Source organism: Lysobacter sp. A286, from assembly GCF_054052105.1.
Genome location: NZ_JBSVRJ010000003.1, coordinates 35,918 through 53,706, shown reverse-complemented (window position 1 = coordinate 53,706; position 17,789 = coordinate 35,918). Strand labels below are relative to the sequence as shown.

General features: G+C 66.4%; 15 protein-coding genes. 5 read left to right on the top strand and 10 right to left on the bottom strand.

The features are described from left to right. Positions 1-6: 6 nt before the first annotated feature. On the bottom strand, positions 7-678 hold the full coding sequence (locus ACW7G0_RS11900) for a YIP1 family protein (RefSeq protein WP_456989844.1): 672 nt from the start codon (positions 676-678) through the stop codon (positions 7-9). Between the two features lie 371 nt (positions 679-1,049). Here ACW7G0_RS11900 and ACW7G0_RS11895 point away from each other — a divergent pair, with 371 nt between their 5' ends. Next, the gene (locus ACW7G0_RS11895; protein ID WP_456989842.1) at positions 1,050-2,090 is read left to right on the top strand and encodes an energy transducer TonB; all 1,041 of its coding nucleotides are present in this window, start codon (positions 1,050-1,052) and stop codon (positions 2,088-2,090) included. A gap of 72 nt (positions 2,091-2,162) precedes the next feature. Here the strand turns inward: ACW7G0_RS11895 and ACW7G0_RS11890 are convergent, their stop codons facing one another. The 4 genes from ACW7G0_RS11890 to ACW7G0_RS11875 form a co-directional block, all read right to left on the bottom strand. Further along, a complete protein-coding gene (locus ACW7G0_RS11890) occupies positions 2,163-3,374 on the bottom strand; it encodes an ABC transporter permease (RefSeq protein WP_456989840.1) in 1,212 nt (403 codons plus the stop codon). Beyond that, on the bottom strand, positions 3,371-4,132 hold the full coding sequence (locus ACW7G0_RS11885; protein WP_456989838.1) for an ABC transporter ATP-binding protein: 762 nt from the start codon (positions 4,130-4,132) through the stop codon (positions 3,371-3,373). The genes ACW7G0_RS11890 and ACW7G0_RS11885 overlap by 4 nt, the downstream gene beginning before the upstream one ends. Positions 4,133-4,202: 70 nt before the next feature. Further along, complete coding sequence (locus tag ACW7G0_RS11880; protein WP_456989836.1) at positions 4,203-5,762, bottom strand: alpha/beta hydrolase; 1,560 nt, start codon at positions 5,760-5,762, stop codon at positions 4,203-4,205. A gap of 146 nt (positions 5,763-5,908) precedes the next feature. Beyond that, positions 5,909-6,634, bottom strand: a complete 726-nt coding sequence (locus ACW7G0_RS11875) for a ferredoxin--NADP reductase (RefSeq protein WP_456989834.1) — start codon at positions 6,632-6,634, stop codon at positions 5,909-5,911. 222 nt (positions 6,635-6,856) lie between these two features. Here ACW7G0_RS11875 and ACW7G0_RS11870 point away from each other — a divergent pair, with 222 nt between their 5' ends. After that, positions 6,857-7,819, top strand: a complete 963-nt coding sequence (locus ACW7G0_RS11870) for an ABC transporter ATP-binding protein (protein WP_456990173.1) — start codon at positions 6,857-6,859, stop codon at positions 7,817-7,819. Continuing rightward, a complete protein-coding gene (locus tag ACW7G0_RS11865; protein ID WP_456962757.1) occupies positions 7,816-8,586 on the top strand; it encodes an ABC transporter permease in 771 nt (256 codons plus the stop codon). The genes ACW7G0_RS11870 and ACW7G0_RS11865 overlap by 4 nt, the downstream gene beginning before the upstream one ends. Positions 8,587-8,602: 16 nt before the next feature. Here ACW7G0_RS11865 and ACW7G0_RS11860 read toward each other — a convergent pair whose 3' ends face one another. Further along, positions 8,603-9,418: a TatD family hydrolase gene (locus ACW7G0_RS11860; protein WP_456989832.1), complete on the bottom strand. Its 816-nt coding sequence runs from the start codon at positions 9,416-9,418 to the stop codon at positions 8,603-8,605. 41 nt (positions 9,419-9,459) lie between these two features. Between ACW7G0_RS11860 and hrpB the strand changes: the two genes are divergently transcribed. Together hrpB and ACW7G0_RS11850 are read left to right on the top strand one after the other, a co-directional pair. Next, entirely contained in the window at positions 9,460-12,012 is a 2,553-nt protein-coding gene (gene hrpB / locus ACW7G0_RS11855) for an ATP-dependent helicase HrpB (protein ID WP_456989831.1), read from the top strand. A gap of 90 nt (positions 12,013-12,102) precedes the next feature. Then, positions 12,103-12,483, top strand: a complete 381-nt coding sequence (locus ACW7G0_RS11850; RefSeq protein ID WP_456989829.1) for a hypothetical protein — start codon at positions 12,103-12,105, stop codon at positions 12,481-12,483. A 47-nt stretch (positions 12,484-12,530) separates the two neighbouring features. Here ACW7G0_RS11850 and ACW7G0_RS11845 read toward each other — a convergent pair whose 3' ends face one another. From ACW7G0_RS11845 to ACW7G0_RS11830, 4 genes are all read right to left on the bottom strand, one after another. Next, positions 12,531-13,658 carry a hybrid sensor histidine kinase/response regulator gene (locus ACW7G0_RS11845; protein WP_456989827.1) on the bottom strand — a complete coding sequence of 376 codons (1,128 nt, stop codon included), beginning with the start codon at positions 13,656-13,658 and terminating at the stop codon, positions 12,531-12,533. A 168-nt stretch (positions 13,659-13,826) separates the two neighbouring features. Then, complete coding sequence (locus tag ACW7G0_RS11840; protein ID WP_456989825.1) at positions 13,827-14,378, bottom strand: pseudouridine synthase; 552 nt, start codon at positions 14,376-14,378, stop codon at positions 13,827-13,829. A 60-nt stretch (positions 14,379-14,438) separates the two neighbouring features. Further along, positions 14,439-15,320 (bottom strand): class I SAM-dependent methyltransferase, encoded by an 882-nt coding sequence (locus ACW7G0_RS11835; RefSeq protein WP_456989823.1) that lies wholly within the window; start codon positions 15,318-15,320, stop codon positions 14,439-14,441. Positions 15,321-15,371: 51 nt separating this feature from the next. Next, a complete protein-coding gene (locus tag ACW7G0_RS11830; protein WP_456989821.1) occupies positions 15,372-17,588 on the bottom strand; it encodes an NADP-dependent isocitrate dehydrogenase in 2,217 nt (738 codons plus the stop codon). Positions 17,589-17,789: the final 201 nt, after the last annotated feature.

Genomic DNA, 17,789 nt, shown 5'->3' with positions numbered 1-17,789 from the left:
AATCCGTCACTTCAACAGCGCGAAAACAGCCATGCCGCCATAGATCAGCACGCTCGGCAGCGCTGCCACCACGATCGCCTGCAACCAGCTGGTCTTGCCCCAGATGCGCCAGCCCAGTGCGGTCAGGAACAGCGACCAGAACACCAGCAAGCTGAAACTGCGAGCCAGTGCAGACCAGGGGCTATCCGCGGGCAGCTGCACCAGCAAGGGATCCACGTTGGCCAGCATCAGCGACTCCAGCGATGTCTGCGGGTCCATCATCAGTGCGCCGATCAGGGCCACCAGGGTGCCCAGTACGGCCGGCATGCTGGCCCAACTGGCCAGGCTCATGCCGTGCTTGAAGGACACGGCGTTGCCGGTGACCTTGCCGGCCAGCAGGTAGTACAACGCGGTCAGCGCCATGATCACCACGATGACCAGCGGTGAGCTGATTGCGCCGATGTAACCCATCGTGCGCGCGCCCGGCATCATCTCGCGGGCTTGCGCGGCGTCGCTGGCGCTCATCGCCAGGGTGGCCTGGTCCAGGAACCAGTCCGGATCGACGCGCAGGAAGTAGGCAAGGGTCATGGCGGCCGACAACACGGCGATGACCAGCAATGGCAGCACGAACGTGGGCTTCTCGCGCAGATCGGCGAACACCTTGCTGGGCTGCAGGAAAATATCGATCAAGTGGCTCATCTGAAGTCCTTTTTTACTGAGTTAGGTGACGGGTCGCGTTGCACCGGCAGCCGCACCGGGATCGGCAACCATCCGCGCAGTTCAAATTCGTGGTTGGAGTCTGCTTTCAACATGATGCTTGGCGTTCCCCCGTGAGGCCCGGAATCCAGAGCTGTCCACGCCCAAGCCACCCCAGAACCGGCTTGAAGGGATCGATTCGACCACAAAAACGCCGCAGAGGAAAACCAACGCCCGTATTCGGGATGGCAATGGGGGCCCTGTCGGGTGCGACGGCGTGGTGTCCGATTGTCCGATTGAACTTGACAAAGCAGGCTTACTCTCGCGACCTTGTGCAAGTGTGTCCAACAGGATGCGCTTCAGGGGAGCTCGTCATGATCAGCAATTCATCCATCCGGCCATCCTGCCGGATGTCCACGGTTTCAAGATTTTCACTGGTAGTGGCCATGGGCCTGGTGTTGGGCGCTTGCGGCAACGAGCAGCCTGCCGAAGACGTTACCGCACCGGCCGCGACCACTGCCACACCCGCAGCGGCGCCCGCCGCGACGCCCGAGACAGCGGTGTCCGAGGAGCTGCAGGCCCTCAGCAGCGAGGATTTGCGCGACGCGGCACGCAAGGCATACAGCGACAATCGCCTGTACGCACCCGCCGGGGACAACGCGGTTGAGTATTTCCTTGCCTTGCGCGACAAGTCGCCTGCCGACGCCGGTGTGTCCAGTGCGTTGACCGACCTGTTGCCGATGACCGTGATTGCCACCGAGCAGAGCATCAGCCGTGAGGACTTCGCCGAAGCCCAGCGTCTGGCCGCCTTGCTGGAAAAGGCCGAGCCGGAACACCCGGCGTTGGCGCGGCTGAAGTCCAGCATTACCACGCGTCAGCAAGAGGTCGCCGCGCGCGCCGCGCGGCAAGAGGTGACGGCCGAGGAACAGCTGGCCAGGCAAGCCGATCTGGAACGCCAGCGCGTGGCGGACCAGAAGCAGCAGCAGGAAGCGGCGGCGAAGGCGCTGCTCGCCAAGCAGGCGGCGGATGACGCTGCCGAGAACACCGCGGCGCAACAAGCCACCACGGCAGCAGAACAAGCGGCCGAGCGGCGCAAGGCCGAGGAGGCGGAAGCGGCGGTGGCTGCGCAGGCCAGGGCCGCCGCGAAGCCTACCGCGGCTGACTTGCGCCCGCTGTCGACGCCGGCGCCGGAGTATCCGCGTGCCGCGTTCCGCGCCGGAACGTCCGGCGAGGTGCAGGTCGAATTCATCGTGGGGGTCAATGGATCGGTCAGCTCGGCCCGGGTCATCCACTCCGAACCCCGACGTATCTTCGATCGCGCCGCCCTGGAGGCCGTGGAGCGTTGGCGCTTCCAGCCACTGCCCGCGCCGGTGACCACACGGCGCACCATTGGCTTCAGTCCGGCCGGAGGCTGATCCGACCGGCTACTCGCGCAACAACAAACCCGGCTTCGGCCGGGTTTGTTGTTGGTGGATTGGCGATCGCCGTCAGCCGGAGATCGCCAGCTTCTCCTGGTGGTAGCGACGCACTGCCGCGTACCACAACAAGGCGGCCAGCGCGAAACCGGCGACCATGTATACCAACCAGATGTCCGCGCCAATCGGCTCGGCCCGGATCACCTTCTGGATCAACTGGTTCTGGGCCAGGAACGGCACCGCGTATTGCCACAGTTCGGATTTCAGCGGGTTCACTGCCAGCAACATGATCGGCAGCATCGGCAGCAGCATCAACCAGGTCATGTGGCTCTGCGCCTCCTTCATGCTCTTGGAGGTGGCCGACAGGTAGCTGAGCAAGGTGGTGCCAATGAACAACATCGGCAACAGGATCAGCAGCAGCTTGCCGATCGCGGCGAAACGCACGTCAAGCATCGAGGCCATCTGCCCGGCGACCTGGGCGCTCAGCTTGAACGCCAGCAAGGTCAACAGCAGCGACGTGAGCCCCACCAGGCACGCGGCGGCGATCTTGCCGCTGACGATCGCCCCGCGCGAGGCTGGCGTGGCCAACAGCGGTTCCAGCGATTGGCGCTCACGCTCTCCCGCCGTCGCGTCCATGATCAGGTAGGCGCCGCCCAGGAACGACATCAGGATCAGCAGGTACGGCAGCAGCATCGCCATCATCACACCGCTCTTGGCCTCCGGGGTGGCCAGGTCGCGGCGGCCCAGCGCGACCGGTTGCATGATCGCCGGGTCGATGCCACGCGCATACAGCCGCAAGGCACCCACCTGCCCACCATAGGCCGCCAATGCCGTCCGCAGCCGGGTCACCGGAATATCCGCATTGCGGCGGGTACTGTCGAGAATCAGGTCGACGCGTGCCGGCCGGCCCGCCTTCCAGTCCTCGGCAAACCCGGCGTCGATCGCCAGGGCGACATCGACGTCCTGTTGTCGTACCGCGGCGTCGACGTCGGCCGGTGGTGCGATCACCTTGATGCCATGGGTCGCCAGGAATGCGATCAGGTTGGGCGCGCGTTCGGCGCCCATCACCGGGACTTCCAGTTCCTTGTCCAACTGGGTCCTGGCCCGGTTCTCGGCCATGGTGCCCATGCCCAGCATGATCAGCGGGTACAACAACGGGCCCATCAGCAAGGTCAATGCCAGGGTGCGGCGGTCACGCGAAAAATCACGCAATTCCTTGCGCATCACCGACCACAAGGTGGCGAAGACGCCGGGCGGTCGCGGGGACGGATCCTGACGGCTCATGCGTGCAACCCCTCGTCGCTGCCGATCGCCTTGACGAAGGCGTCTTCCAGGTTGGGTTCATCGAACCTGGCGCGCAGTTCGTCCGCCGTGCCGGCGGCGACCACCTGGCCCTTGGCGATGATGACGATGCGGTCACACAACGCCGCGACCTCCTGCATGATGTGGCTGGAGAAGATCACGCAGCGGCCCTCGTCGCGCAGATGCATCAGGAAGCCGCGCATCGCGCGGGTGGTCATCACGTCCAGTCCGTTGGTCGGCTCGTCCAGGATCACGTTGCGCGGGTCGTGCACCAGGGCGCGGGCGATCGCGGTCTTGGTGCGCTGGCCCTGGCTGAAGCCTTCGGTCTGCCGGTCCAGAATCTCGTCCATGTCCAGCGCGGCCGACAAGGCCCGGGTGCGCTCGGCAATGGTGGCCTTCGACAAGCCGTGCAACTCTCCGAAGTACGCAATGTTCTCGCGCGCGGTCAGGCGCTTGTACACGCCGCGCGCGTCCGGCAGTACGCCCAATGCGCGGCGCACCGCGGTCGGGTCGATGGCGGTGTCGATGCCGTCAACCAGAATCTTTCCGGCGTCGGGTTTCATCAGGGTGTAAAGCATCCGCAAGGTGGTGGTCTTGCCAGCCCCGTTGGGGCCCAGCAAGCCGGTGATCTTGCCGTCGGGCGCCTGGAAATCGACCCCGTCGACTGCCTTGACCACGCCCGGATGGTTCTTGCGCTTCTTGGTCTGGAACGACTTGTGCAGGTTTTCTGCGCTGATCATGGGCGACTCCGTGCGGATCGATGGCGACCGTGGACCGTTGCGGTGGACAAGTGCGAGATGTCAGCGCGGTTCATGGCGGCCAGCCATTGAAGTTCACGAACGGCGGCACGTAGCTCAGGTTGTCCAGGCACTTGGCCTCCAGCGCCGCCGCGTCGGCGGTTTCCATGAACTGGCCCAGCAACTTGGGCATGCAGCCGATGCCGGACACGTTGTGGCCCTGTCCCTGCAAGACCAGGTGGCGGCCATTGGCCAGGTTGGCGACGACCTCATCGGCGTAACGCGGGGGGGTGACCGGGTCCAGTTCGCCCGACAACAACAGTACCGGCAGGTCCGAGGTGAATGGCTGGTGGAACTCGGCCGGGGCAGTCCCGTGCGGCCAGACCGAACACGGCGCAAAGAAAATTTCCGCCACGTCGCTGCCGATGATGGTGTCGCTCGATGCCGGGTCGGGACGATAGCGGCCAGCGTCCTCGGCACACAACACCGACCACTGCATGCCGCGGGTCATCTGGCCTTGCATCTGCTCGGTGTTCATCTGCACCAGCGACATCAACGGCGCGTAACGACCCTGCGCGGCCTCGTCGATCATCAGCGGCAACAACGAGGCGGTCTGCGGGGCGTAGGAGAACATGAAGGCCAGTCCACCGACTGCGTCCGCGGTAACGGTGTCGTGGTGCAGCTCGCCGGTGCGCGAATCACGGTAATCGACTTCGACCGGGTTTTGCTCCAGCTGCGTCATCACGGTCCGCAGTTGCTCGCGCATGTCGGTCGGGTAGCGTTCGCGACAGGCCGGCAGCTGCTGGCACTTGCTCGATTGCAGCGCCAGCGCGTCTTCCAGGGTGCGGGCGAACTCGCCGCCGACCACCAGCGAGTTCGGTGCGACGCTGTCAAGCACGACGGTGCGGGTGTGCCGCGGATAGGTCGCCGCGTACTGCTGGGCGACGCGGGTGCCGTAGGACACGCCGATCAGGTTGATCTTTTCCGCGCCCAGCGCAGCGCGCACCAGATCCAGGTCTCGCACGGCGTCGGTGGTGGTGTAGAAGCGCGGGTCGGCGCGATCTTGCAGGCCCCGGGCGCATTGGGCGGCGAACGTTTGCATCTGCGCCAGGCTTGGCACAACGGAGTCATCCATTTCCATTGGCTCGCCGCTGGCATCCCGGCAATCCAGTGGATTGGATTCACCGGTGCCACGCTGGTCCACCAGGATGATGTCGCGCTGCTTGGCGACTTCGGCGAGCGTCAACATCACCGCTTGGGCATGCTCGGTCGCGGCTTGGCCGGGGCCTCCGGCAAGGAAGAACACCGGGTCGGGGGCCGCACCGCCACCGTCAGTGGGTAGCCAGGCGATATTCAGGGCGATCTTGCGACCGTCGGGTTGGTCCGGGTTCTCGGGCACCAGAAAGGTGCCGCACTGGGCTTCGGTGGTCTTGCCGCCGGTCGCACTGGCCAGCGCGCATGCTTCGAACGCGATCTCCCCGAAATAGCGGATGCCCGGAGTGTCGTGAGTGGCCCCGGCCGGTGCAGCGCCGTCCACGACCCCGCCACCGGCGGTATCGCGATCGGTGGTTTGGCCGCAGCCGGCCAGGAACGGTGTCATCGCGATTGCGACGAGCAAACAACGGATCGTCATGACTTGCCCTTCTGTCTTCGAGAATCTGGCGCGCGTGAACCTGGCGCGAATGTTCGGCGCGGTTCAGGATGACAGACGCAGGCAGCGCGCGAAACCTGACACCCGCCGTGGTGTCGATGCGGGCAGGCCACAGGGGCGGACGAGCCCTACTTGGAGGACACGTACTTCTCGCGTCGGACCTGACGAACCTCAAGGCCGGACTCTTTCAATGCCTCGAAACAGGTATCGACCATGTTCGGGTTGCCGCACAGATAAGCCACGTCGGTCGCGGTGTCGGGGGCGAACTCGGGCAGGAACTGCTGCACGTAACCGTGGCGCACGTCGGCGTGCGCATGCGGGGAGTCGGGCGCTGGCAACTCGCGCGAGAAGCACGGGATGAAACGGAAGTTGTCCGGATGGCGATTCGCGAACGCGCGGAACTCATCGCCATACAGGAGCTCGGCGGTATTGCGGGCACCAAACAGCAGCACCACGCGCAGGTCGCGCTCGACAATCGCCTGTTCCAGCTGCGGCAGCATCGCCCGGTACGGAGTGACCCCGGTGCCGGTGCCGATCAACAGGTAACGCGGGTTGCTGTCGGTGGGCAGCAGGCAAAAGCGCCCAAACGGCCCGGTAGCATCAATCGCGTCGCCTTCCTCGAGCCCCTCGAACAACGCCGTCGCCGCTCCCCCAGGCACATAGCTGACGGCGATCTCCACCAGGTGGTTCGGGTCGCTGGCAGGGTCCGGAATGGTCGCCAGCGAATAGCTGCGCTTGGTCGGAGTGCCATCGGCGTAGTGGAAGTGGACCTGGATGAACTGGCCGGGGATGAAGTCCAGCGGTTGGCCGTCGTCGCGGGCGAACACGTAATGACCGACCTGGGGGGCGATCATGCGGCGGGAAACGAGTTTCAGTGAGAAGTGCTGGATTGCCACGAATACGAAGGCCTTGTCTTGGTCGGTGGGCGACCGTGTCGGCGGCGCGTGGCAACCGGAACACAGCGTGGCCGGGGCGTGGCCATCAAGCCGCCTATACTACCGTGATCGTCGCCCCGCTTCCCTGCGACGGCCCTGGCAAAGGCTGCAAACCCGATGACTCAAACCCGACCGAGCGCCATGGCCGCGCCCGATGCTCCGGTTCCGACCCTCACCCCGCCGGCCTTGTCGGTGCGCGAGCTGCGCAAGACCTACGGCAACACGGTGGAGGCGCTGAAAGGCGTCTCCCTTGATGTCGAGGAGGGTGATTTTTTCGCCTTGCTGGGCCCCAACGGCGCCGGCAAGAGCACCCTGATTGGCATTGTCTCGTCATTGGTGAACCTGACTTCCGGCTCGGTGGAGATCTTCGGGGCCGACCTGAGCCGGCAGCGCGAGCCCGCCATGCGGTTGATCGGGCTGGTGCCGCAGGAGATCAACTTCAACCTGTTCGAGCAGCCCCTGGACATCCTGGTGAACTACGCCGGCTTCTATGGCGTGCCGCGCAAGGTGGCGCTGGAGCGCGCGGAGGTCGAGTTGCGCCGGGCCCACCTGTGGGGCAAGGCGCAGATGACCAGCCGGACCCTGTCGGGCGGGATGAAACGCCGGTTGATGATCGCCCGGGCGATGATGACCCGCCCGCGGCTGCTGATCCTGGATGAGCCGACCGCGGGGGTCGATATCGAGATCCGCCGCGGCATGTGGGAGACCTTGCGCGAGATCAACGACGCCGGCACCACCATCATCCTGACCACCCACTACCTGGAGGAGGCCGAAAGCCTGTGCCGCAACCTGGCGATCATCGACCACGGCAGCATCGTCGCCCAGGGCCCGATGCGCAGTCTGTTGGCGCAGCTGGACGTGCAAGGCTTCGTGCTGGATGTCGATGGCGACCTGCCGCCGGTGCTGCCGGTGATCGACGGCGCAATCATGTTTCCCCGTGACGACCACACCCTGGACCTGGACATGCCCCGGCAGATGAGCCTCAACCAGGTGTTCTCCGCCCTGGACGGGGCGGGCATCCGGGTGCGCTCGATGCGGACCAAGTCCAACCGGCTGGAGGAATTGTTCGTGCGCCTGGTGGCCCGGCCGGAGCAATCCGCATGAGCCATCCCAACCTGGTCGCGCTGGGCACCATCACCCGTCGCGAAGTCCATCGCATCCTGCGTATCTGGGCCCAGACCCTGGTGCCGCCGGCGATCACCATGACCTTGTACTTCCTGATCTTCGGCGGCCTGATCGGCTCGCGGATCGGGACCATGGACGGCATCGGCTACATGGATTTCATCGTCCCCGGGCTGGTGATGATGAGCGTGATCCAGAACAGCTACGGCAACATCGCCTCCAGCTTCTTCGGTGCCAAGTTCAGCCGTTTCGTCGAGGAGTTGCTGGTCAGCCCGATGCCCAACTGGGTGATCCTGGGCGGCTACGTCATCGGCGCTGTAACCCGTGGCGTGGCGGTCGGGGTGATCGTGCTGCTGATCGCCACCTTCTTTACCGACGTCCACATCCCGCATCCGCTGGTGACCCTGACCACGGTGTTGCTGGGCGCGACGATCTTCTCGCTGGCGGGCTTCATCAACGCGGTGTTCGCGACCAAGTTCGACGATGTCGCGATCGTGCCGACCTTCATCCTGACGCCGTTGACCTACCTGGGCGGCGTGTTCTATTCGGTCAAGCTGCTGCCCGGCTGGGCCGAGACGATGACCCACGCCAACCCGATCTTCTACATGGTCAACGCATTCCGCTACGGCCTGCTGGGTGTGAGCGACGTGCCGCTGTGGGTCGCCTACGCGCTGATGATCGGCTTCGTGGTGGCGCTGACGGCGCTGGCGCTGTGGCTGCTGAAGCGCGGGGTTGGCCTGCGCAGTTGAGCTGGCGGAAGCCAGATCAGCCCGGCGTCGGCAAGCCAAAAAACGCGCGCGTGGTGGCAACGCTGTTGGCCGCGGTGATCTCGACCTCCTCGCCGCGGTCGCGCGCCAACTCCTCGACGATGTGGGCCAGGTACATCGGCTCGTTGCGGCGGTGGCTGGGCGCGGGCTTGACCGTGCGCGGGAGCAGATAGGGCGCGTCGGTCTCGATCATCAGGCGGTTGGCCGGGATGTTCTTCACCAGCTCGCGAAGGTGCAGGCCGCGGCGCTCGTCGCACAGCCAGCCGGTGATGCCGATGTGCCAGTCACGGTCCAGGTAATCAAACAGCTCCTGTTTGCTGCCGGTGAAGCAGTGCACCACGGCCGCGCCGAGTTGACCGTCGAACTCGGCCATCACCCCCAGGAAGTCGGCATGGGCATCGCGCTGATGCAGGAACAGCGGTTTCCCCCCGGCTGCGCTGTCGCCGCTGTCGACGGCGATCTGCAACTGCATCTGGAACGCGCGCCGTTGCGCCGGTCGCGGCGAGAAGTCGCGGAAATAGTCCAGGCCGCACTCGCCGACCGCAACCACCTCGGGATGGGCCTGCAGCGCGCGCATCTCCGCATCGCATTCGGTGGTGTATTCGCTGGCGTGATGAGGGTGCACGCCGGCGGTCGCGAACAGTTCGCCGGGATGCGCACGGGCCAGCTCCAGCGCCTGCGGCGAATGCTCGCGGCTGGCGCCGGTGACGATCATCTGCACGACGCCCGCATCGCGCGCGCGCTGCATCATCGCGTCGCGGTCGTGGTCGAAGGAGTCGTGGGTAAGGTTGGCGCCGATATCGATCAAATCCATGCGCCTAGTCTAGGCGAGCGCGCTACCCATATCCTTGTCCGGTGAGTCAACCTTCCTTTCCCATCGATGAGTTGCTGCCGCAGATCCGCGACAGCCTTGCCACGCACTCCCGGCTGGTGCTTGAGGCCCCGCCGGGCGCGGGCAAGACCACGCAGGTGCCGCCGGCGCTGCTGGACGCGCCGTGGCTGGCCGGTCGCAAAATAATCGTGCTGGAACCGCGGCGGGTGGCGGCGCGTGCGGCGGCGCAGTTCATGGCCAGCCAGCGCGGGGAAGCGGTCGGGCAGACCATCGGCTACCGGATCCGCTTCGACAGCCAGGTCTCGGTGCAGACCCGGATCGAGGTGGTCACCGAAGGCATCCTGACCCGGATGATCCAGGACGACCCCACGCTGGGTGAAGGCCGCCCGGACGGCATCGGTGCGATCGTGTTCGACGAGTTCCACGAGCGTCACCTGGCCGCCGACCTGGGCTTGGCGCTCGCGCTGGACGTGCAATCGGCGTTGCGCGAGGACCTGCGGATCGTGCTGATGTCGGCGACCCTGGACGGCGCGCGGCTGGCGCAGTTCCTCGATGCGCCGCGGCTGAGCAGCCAGGGCCGCAGCTACCCGGTGCAGATCCATCACTTCCCCGCGCGGCGTGACGAGAAGATCGAACACCAGGTCACTCGCGCGGTAACGGATGCCTTGGCGGAGCATCCCGGTGACGTGCTGGTGTTCCTGCCCGGGCAGCAGGAGATCAACCGGATTGAGCGGTTGCTGGGTGGGCGCGATAGCAGTTCGAAGGACGCTTCCGGCGGCCAGGCAATGCGGCCGGGCGTGGACGTGCTGACCCTGCACGGCGCGCTGTCGGTGGAGCAGCAATCGCGGGTGCTGCAACCCGATCCCGACGGTCGCCGCCGGGTCGTGCTGGCCACCAACGTCGCCGAGTCCAGCGTGACCCTGCCGGGGGTGCGCGTGGTGATCGACACAGGCCTGGCCCGCGAGCCGCGCTTCGACCCCAACAGCGGCTTCTCCCGGCTCGATGTCGTCCACATCGCCCAGGCCTCGGCGGACCAGCGCGCCGGTCGTGCCGGCCGGGTGGCCGATGGCTGGGCCTACCGCCTGTGGCCGCAATCGCAACGACTGGAGCCGCAGCGCCGGGCGGAAATCACCCAGGTCGAACTGGCGGGACTTGCGCTGGAGTTGGCGGCCTGGGGCGATCCGGAGCTGCGTTTCGTCGACCCGCCGCCACCGGGTGCAATGGCGTCGGCGCGAGAGCTGTTGCAGCGACTGGGCGCGCTCGACGAGGCCAGCATCACCGCACTGGGCCGACGCATGCTGGGCCTGGGCACCCACCCACGACTGGCGGCGATGTTGCTGGCCTGCGAGGACCCGGTCGAGTGCGCACTGGCCTGTGATCTTGCCGCTCTGATCGAGGCGCGCGACCCGCTGCGCAGTCGCAGCGATGCGCTGGCCGCGCGTTGGCAGGCGCTGGCCAGCTTCCGCAATGGCCGCGTCCCGGCCGAGGCGTCGCGCGGCGCGCTGGTGGCAATCGACCAGGCGGCCGCGCAGTGGCGCCGACGCTTGCGGGTTCGCGCGACGCCTCCGACGGATGTCGCCGCCCACCGTCTCGGCGACCTGCTCGCGCATGCCTTCCCGGACCGGATCGCCCATCAGCATCGCAGTGATCCGCTGCGCTACCAGCTCGCCAATGGCCGCAGTGCCCGGTTGTTTGATGACAGCGCGGTGTTTGGCGAGCCGTGGCTGCTGGTCAGCGAGTTGCGTGATGACCCGCGCGATGCGCGAATCCTGCGCGCCGCACCCCTGGACCCGGTACGGCTTGAGCGCGATTGGCTGCAGCGGTTCATCAGCCGGGACCGGGTGTTCTGGGACGCGGACGCGCGGCGCATCGCGGCGGTGCGCGAGCGACACTTCGACCGCATCGTGCTGGACAGCCAATCGCTGCCGAACCCGGATCGCTCGCGTTATGCCGAGGCCCTGATCGATGCGGTGCGGCAACTCGGCCTGGCGGCATTGCCATGGAGCGACGGCTTGCGGCAGTGGCGGGCGCGGGTGCGTTGCCTGGCGGTCTGGCGACCGGATCCATCACTGCCGGAGCTGGCGGACGAGGTGTTACTGGCCAGCTTGGAGAGCTGGTTGAAACCGGCATTGGCGGGCAAGAGCCGGCTGGATGCGGTGACTGAGACCGAACTGGCCGAAGCACTGAAGGCGGGCGTGCCTTGGCCGACGCGGCAGGCTATCGACACCTTGGCGCCGACCCGGATCGCGGTGCCGTCGGGGCTGGAACGCAAGATCGAGTATGGCTTCGACGATGCGGCCGACGTCCCCCTCGCACCGGTACTGGCGGTCAAGCTGCAGGAACTGTTCGGCTTGGCCGACACCCCGCGCATCGCCGACGGACGGGTGCCGCTGACCTTGCACCTGCTGTCGCCGGGTGGTCGCCCGTTGCAGGTCACCAGCGACCTGCGTGGGTTCTGGGAACGCACCTATCCGGAGGTCCGCAAGGAGATGAAGGGCCGTTACCCCAAGCATCCCTGGCCGGAAGACCCATGGACGGCCACGGCGACCCATCGCGCCAAGCCACGCGGCACCTGAACCGACGCGGGCGTTGGCGCACCGGTCTCACGCCGCATCAACGGCGATCTGTCGACACTGTGGTTTGACCTCCATATCGCGGACATCGCAATGAGCAGATTCGACCATCTTCCAGATCGCGCGTTGGACTTGGCCAGCCAGGTCGGCGACCGCATCCGGCATGCCATCCCGACCACCGCAAAGCAGCTGCGCAACGGCGGCCTGCTGGAGGCCGGCGTGGCCTTGGGTGCACTCAAGACCGGTGGGCGTGTGGCCACGACTTTCATCCGCCGCAACCCGGCGGTGGCGGTTGCCGCCGCAGCTGGCGCCGGACTGCTGTGGTACGCCGCACGCCGTCGGGCCAGGCAGGCGGAAAACGCAGCGATCGAGGGCAAGGCGACACGGGTGGAGACGCGGCGAGTCAAACGTCCTGCGCGCAAGACCCCGGTGCGCAAGCGCAGTGCGGCGGCAACCACTGCCCGTTCGGATTAACCGACTCCGTCCCGGCTGAATCAGGCGCGCTGGACCAGCGTTCCAGATCAGGCGGGCGCAGGCGTTTCCTCTACATCGCAACCCGCCGTCGACGCCGCCTCCGGCAACTCGATCACGAACATCGCGCCACCATCCTCGCGATCCTCGTACCAGAGCTGCCCACCGGCGTTGATGACGATCTGTTTGGCCAGCGATAGTCCCAGCCCGCTGGAATTCCCGTCCTCGGGCTGATCCAGTCGGTTGAACGGCTTGAACAATTCGCGCTGCCGCGACTTGGAGATACCCGGTCCACGGTCCGCCGCGACCAGCTGCCAGAACCCCGGTGCACCCGCGCGTCCCGCCAGCACGACCTCGGTACCGGGTGCGTACTTCATCGCGTTGGTCATCAGGTTCTCGCCAAGCTGGCGCAACACCCGCTCGTCGATTGCAACGTTGGCATCGCCCGCCGGCAGCGACAGCTGCAACTGGCAGCCGTGCGCCTCAAGCTGTACTGCGTAGCGCTGCGCGAGCCATTCCAGGGTAGCGCCGAGGCTGGCGCAGGCGTGTGGGTCGGCTTCGCCAGTCGCCCTCGGACTGGTTTCCAGGTAGTGGCGGATGTAGCCCAGCGCGTCAGTGGCGCTCTCGTGGATCATCTGCAGATAGCGGGGAATGCGTTCCTGCCTGCAGCCGTCCTGAATCAGGATTTCGCTGGCGAACAATACGCTCGACAGTGGGTTCTTCAGGTCATGCGCAACCAGATTGACCAGTTCCTGGCGCTCCTGGGCGACCCGTTCCAGGCGGTCGCGGGCCAGCTTCAGGCCGACGTGGGCATTGACGCGCGCCAGCAGCTCTTCGGGCAGGAAGGGTTTGGTCACGTAATCGACAACGCCGGCCTCGAATGCGCGCAGCAGCAGGTCGCGGTCGTGGGCGACAGTGACGAACACCACCGGCACCTGCAGTCTCGGCTCCTGCTCACGCAGCGCGGCCAGCACCTCGAAGCCGTCCATGCCGGGCATCATCATGTCCAGCAGGATCAGGTCCGGTGCCGCGGCGGCACAGCACGCCAGCGCGTCCTGGCCATTGGTGGCGGTCGTCACGTGGTAGCCCTGTCGCGTCAGCAAGACACTGACTATCTTCAAGTTGGCTGGCTGGTCATCGACGACTAGGATGCTGCCAACGGCGGTGACTACAGGCATGGTTGAATCCGTCAAAAGGGGTTCATCCCGTTGCGCGGCGTGCGAAGAAGCTGAACGTAAATGAAACGTTAGCAGAAAAGACCTGCGAGGCGGCGCGATATCGCTCCCAGCGCAAGGGCTGCCGGCAGTAACGCTGAACCGTTCAGTCAGGGCCCCGTAGCACTGGTCTCACAACTCGCGCCATTCCCCGGGAGCCAACGTATCCAGCCGATAGGCGCCAACGGCCACCCGCACCAGCCGCAACGTCGGCAGTCCCACGGCGGCGGTCATGCGACGCACCTGGCGGTTGCGACCTTCGCGGATCGCCAGCTCCAGCCACGCGTCGGGAACGCTCTTGCGAAACCGCACCGGAGGATTGCGTGGCCACAATGCCGGCGGTGCGACCATTCGAGCGCGGGCCGGCAATGTCGGCCCATCCTTCAGCTCGACACCGGTGCGCAGCGCGGCCAGTTGCGCCGGCTTTGGATCGCCCTCCACCTGCGCCCAGTACGTCTTGTCCTGCTTGTGGCGCGGGTCGGTCAGCCGATGCGCCAGCTTGCCGTCGTCGGTCAGCAGCAACAGTCCTTCGCTGTCGAAGTCCAGCCGGCCGGCCGCATACACTCCGGGCGGCAGCCCAAAGCCCGACAGCGTCTGCCGCGGAGGCTCGGCGTTCGCACGTCCGTGTGCGGCATCGGTGAACTGGCACAGCACACCGTAGGGTTTGTTGAACGCGATCAGCATGGTGTCGGTACCGACGGTGGCACGCGATACGACGCCTGGCGGCGACGGGTCAGGACGTGATCAGTCGGGCTTGCTGAAACGCAGGGTCATCCGGTCGCTCTCGCCGATCGCGGCGTAGCGGGCGTCGTCGGCATCGTCATGGTTGTTGCTCGGCGGCAGCGTCCAGACCCCGTTCGGGTGGTCCTTGGTGTCGAGGGGGTTGGCGTTGATCTCGCTGCTGGCGTCGAGCACGAAACCGGCGGCCTCGGCCAGCGCGATCATCTGGGCCTGGCCGACATAGCCGGTCTTGTCGTCGTCGGCGACATCCGCGGCGGCGCGATGCTCGGCCACACCGAGGGTGCCGCCGGGCTTCAACACCGCGAAGAAGCCCTCGAACATGCCCTCGGCCTGGCCGCTGGAGCGCCAGTTGTGGACATTGCGGAAGGTGAGCACGAGATCGGCCGACCCGGCCGGGCCGAACACCGGCGCGGCCGGGTCGTAGGCGATCAGGTTGGCATGATCAAACTGCGCCGGTGCGGCGGCAAACTTCGCCTCGATTCCGTCCTTGGTGCGCTGCTGGTAATCGCGGCCATTGCCGGCGGGCAGTGCCGTTGGATCGACCACCGCGGCAATGTACTGGCCACCGTCACGCAGGTAGGGCGCCAGGATCTCGGCATACCAGCCGCCGCCGGGGACGATCTCCACCACGGTCTGGTCCGGTTGCAGGCCGAAGAAGCCGAGCGTCTGCGCAGGGTGCCGGTACTGGTCGCGCGCCGCGTTGGCGGGGTCGCGCCAGTCGCCGGCAATGACGGCGTCGAGGGTGGTAGCAGCGGTTTCACTGGCCGGAACGTCGGCGACGGTGCTATCCGCCGGTGCGACCCCGTCTGTGGAACCGCCAGTGAAATTAACGTTGCAGGCGGTGAGCAGCCCCGGCAGCAAGGCGGCAAGGAGAAGTCGTTTCATGCGGCAATCCTGTAACCAGCGGAGGTGGCAGCGTAGCGCAAGCATCGTCCGTCAACCGGCCAGTGAAGCCAGCGCGGTGTTGAAAGTGGCACTCGGCCGCATCACCTGGCCCAGCAGCGCCAGGTCGGGGTGGTAATAGCCACCGATGTCGACCGGCTGGCCCTGAGCCTGGCTGAGCTCGCCGATGATTTTTGCCTCGTTGTCGGTCAAGGCTTTGGCCAGCGGGGCGAACTTCGCCTTCAAGCCCGCGTCGACATCCTGTGCGGCCAATGCCTGCGCCCAATACATCGCCAGGTAGAAATGGCTGCCACGGTTGTCGATTTCGCCAACCTTGCGCGAGGGTGACTTGTTGTTGTCCAGGAAGGTGCCCGTCGCCGTGTCCAGGGTGTCGGCCAGGACCTGCGCGGACGCGTTGCCGGTGGTCGTGGCCAGGTGCTCCAGCGACGCCGCCAAGGCCAGGAACTCGCCCAGCGAATCCCAGCGCAGGTGGTTTTCCTGCACCAGCTGCTGCACGTGCTTGGGCGCCGACCCACCGGCGCCGGTCTCGAACAGGCCACCGCCGGCCATCAGCGGCACGATCGACAGCATCTTGGCGCTGGTGCCCAGCTCCATGATCGGGAACAGGTCGGTCAGGTAGTCGCGCAGCACGTTGCCGGTCACCGAGATGGTGTCCTCGCCCTTGCGGATCCGGTCCAGCGAGAACTGCGTGGCCTCCACCGGCGCCAGGATGCGGATGTCCAGCCCTTCGGTGTCGTGGTCCTTCAGGTACTGCTCGACCTTGGCGATCACCTCGGTGTCGTGGCCGCGTTGCGGGTCCAGCCAGAACACCGCCGGCGTGTGGCTCAGGCGCGCACGGCTGACCGCCAACTTCACCCAGTCCTGGATCGGCGCGTCGCGGGTCTGGCACATGCGCCAGATGTCGCCGGCCTGCACGGCATGCTCGAGCAGGATCTTGCCGGTCCCGTCGACCACGTGCACCGAGCCATCGGCCGGCACCTGGAAGGTCTTGTCATGCGAGCCGTATTCTTCGGCCTTCTGGGCCATCAGCCCGACATTGGGCACGCTGCCCATCGTCGCCGGGTCGAACGCGCCGTGGGCCTTGCAGTCGTCGATCACGGTTTGATAGACGCTCGCGTAGCTGCGATCGGGGATTACCGCCTTGGTGTCCTGCAGCTCGCCGGCCGCGTTCCACATCTTGCCGGAGTCGCGGATCATCGCCGGCATCGAGGCGTCGACGATCACGTCGCTGGGCACGTGCAGGTTGGTGATGCCCTTGTCCGAGTTGACCATCGCCAGGCCGGGGCGCTGAGACAGCGCATCGATGTCGGCCTTGATCGTGGCCTGCTGGTCTTCCGGCAAACCGCCCAGGCGCGCGTACAGGTCGCCGATGCCGTTGTTGGGATTGAAGCCGATGTCCTTCAGCGCGGCGGCATGTTTTTCCAGTACCGGCTGGTAGAACTCGCGGACCACCACGCCGAAGATGATCGGGTCGGAGACCTTCATCATGGTCGCCTTCAGGTGCAGCGAAAACAGCACGTTGTTGGCCTTGGCATCCTCGATCTGGGCATCGGTGAAGCCTGCCAACGCCTGCCGACTCATGGTTGCCGCATCGATGATCTCGCCGGCCAGGACTGCGGTGCTTTCCTTGAGCACGGTGGTGACGCCGTTGTTGCCAATCAGCTCGATCCGGACTGCGCCGTCATGGCCGATCACCACCGAGCGCTCGCTGCCGTAGAAATCGCCGCTTTCCATGTGCGCGACATGCGACTTGCTGTCCGCACTCCACGCGCCCATCCGGTGCGGGTGCTTGCGCACGAAGTTCTTCACCGACAGCGGCGCGCGCCGGTCGGAGTTGCCCTCGCGCAACACCGGATTGACCGCGCTGCCCTTGACCCTGTTGTAGCGGGCCCGGATGTCGCGCTCCTCGTCGCTGGCCGGGGCGCTGGGATACTCCGGCAACGGGTAGCCGCGTTGCTGCAACTCCGCGATCGCGGCCTGCAACTGCGGCTCCGAAGCGCTGATGTTGGGCAGCTTGATGATGTTGGCCTCCGGCGTGGTGGCCATGGCGCCCAACGCACCGAGGTCGTCGCTGACCTTGCGCTCGCCGAGCAGCTCCGGGAACTGGGCCAGGATCCGCGCCGCCAATGAGATGTCCCGGGTCTCCACGCCGATGCCGGCAGTGCCGGTAAAGGCCTGGACGATCGGCAGCAGCGACTGCGTGGCCAGCAGCGGCGCTTCGTCGGTGAGGGTGTAGATGATCTTGGGCATGGTGGTCTCGCGTACGGAATGGGGGCGGACGAGGTAGGTCGGGTTTCAACCCGACATCGCCGGCGTGAACCCGACGGCGCCGGTGGCACCCCCGGGTCGGGCCCGCCATTGTCGCCCCCGATGCCGGCCGGGGCAAAGACGCACACATCCGCCCCCGTAGGTCGGGTTTCAACCCGACACCGCAAATCCATCGTCACCGCC

What these genes read in the sequence shown, in the direction of transcription:
- ACW7G0_RS11900 (WP_456989844.1), bottom strand. Translation starts at nt 678, where the DNA reads ATGAGCCACTTGATCGATATTTTCCTGCAGCCCAGCAAGGTGTTCGCC.
- ACW7G0_RS11895 (WP_456989842.1), top strand. Translation starts at nt 1,050, where the DNA reads ATGATCAGCAATTCATCCATCCGGCCATCCTGCCGGATGTCCACGGTT.
- ACW7G0_RS11890 (WP_456989840.1), bottom strand. Translation starts at nt 3,374, where the DNA reads ATGAGCCGTCAGGATCCGTCCCCGCGACCGCCCGGCGTCTTCGCCACC.
- ACW7G0_RS11885 (WP_456989838.1), bottom strand. Translation starts at nt 4,132, where the DNA reads ATGATCAGCGCAGAAAACCTGCACAAGTCGTTCCAGACCAAGAAGCGC.
- ACW7G0_RS11880 (WP_456989836.1), bottom strand. Translation starts at nt 5,762, where the DNA reads ATGACGATCCGTTGTTTGCTCGTCGCAATCGCGATGACACCGTTCCTG.
- ACW7G0_RS11875 (WP_456989834.1), bottom strand. Translation starts at nt 6,634, where the DNA reads ATGATCGCCCCCCAGGTCGGTCATTACGTGTTCGCCCGCGACGACGGC.
- ACW7G0_RS11870 (WP_456990173.1), top strand. Translation starts at nt 6,857, where the DNA reads ATGGCCGCGCCCGATGCTCCGGTTCCGACCCTCACCCCGCCGGCCTTG.
- ACW7G0_RS11865 (WP_456962757.1), top strand. Translation starts at nt 7,816, where the DNA reads ATGAGCCATCCCAACCTGGTCGCGCTGGGCACCATCACCCGTCGCGAA.
- ACW7G0_RS11860 (WP_456989832.1), bottom strand. Translation starts at nt 9,418, where the DNA reads ATGGATTTGATCGATATCGGCGCCAACCTTACCCACGACTCCTTCGAC.
- ACW7G0_RS11850 (WP_456989829.1), top strand. Translation starts at nt 12,103, where the DNA reads ATGAGCAGATTCGACCATCTTCCAGATCGCGCGTTGGACTTGGCCAGC.
- ACW7G0_RS11845 (WP_456989827.1), bottom strand. Translation starts at nt 13,658, where the DNA reads ATGCCTGTAGTCACCGCCGTTGGCAGCATCCTAGTCGTCGATGACCAG.
- ACW7G0_RS11840 (WP_456989825.1), bottom strand. Translation starts at nt 14,378, where the DNA reads ATGCTGATCGCGTTCAACAAACCCTACGGTGTGCTGTGCCAGTTCACC.
- ACW7G0_RS11835 (WP_456989823.1), bottom strand. Translation starts at nt 15,320, where the DNA reads ATGAAACGACTTCTCCTTGCCGCCTTGCTGCCGGGGCTGCTCACCGCC.
- ACW7G0_RS11830 (WP_456989821.1), bottom strand. Translation starts at nt 17,588, where the DNA reads ATGCCCAAGATCATCTACACCCTCACCGACGAAGCGCCGCTGCTGGCC.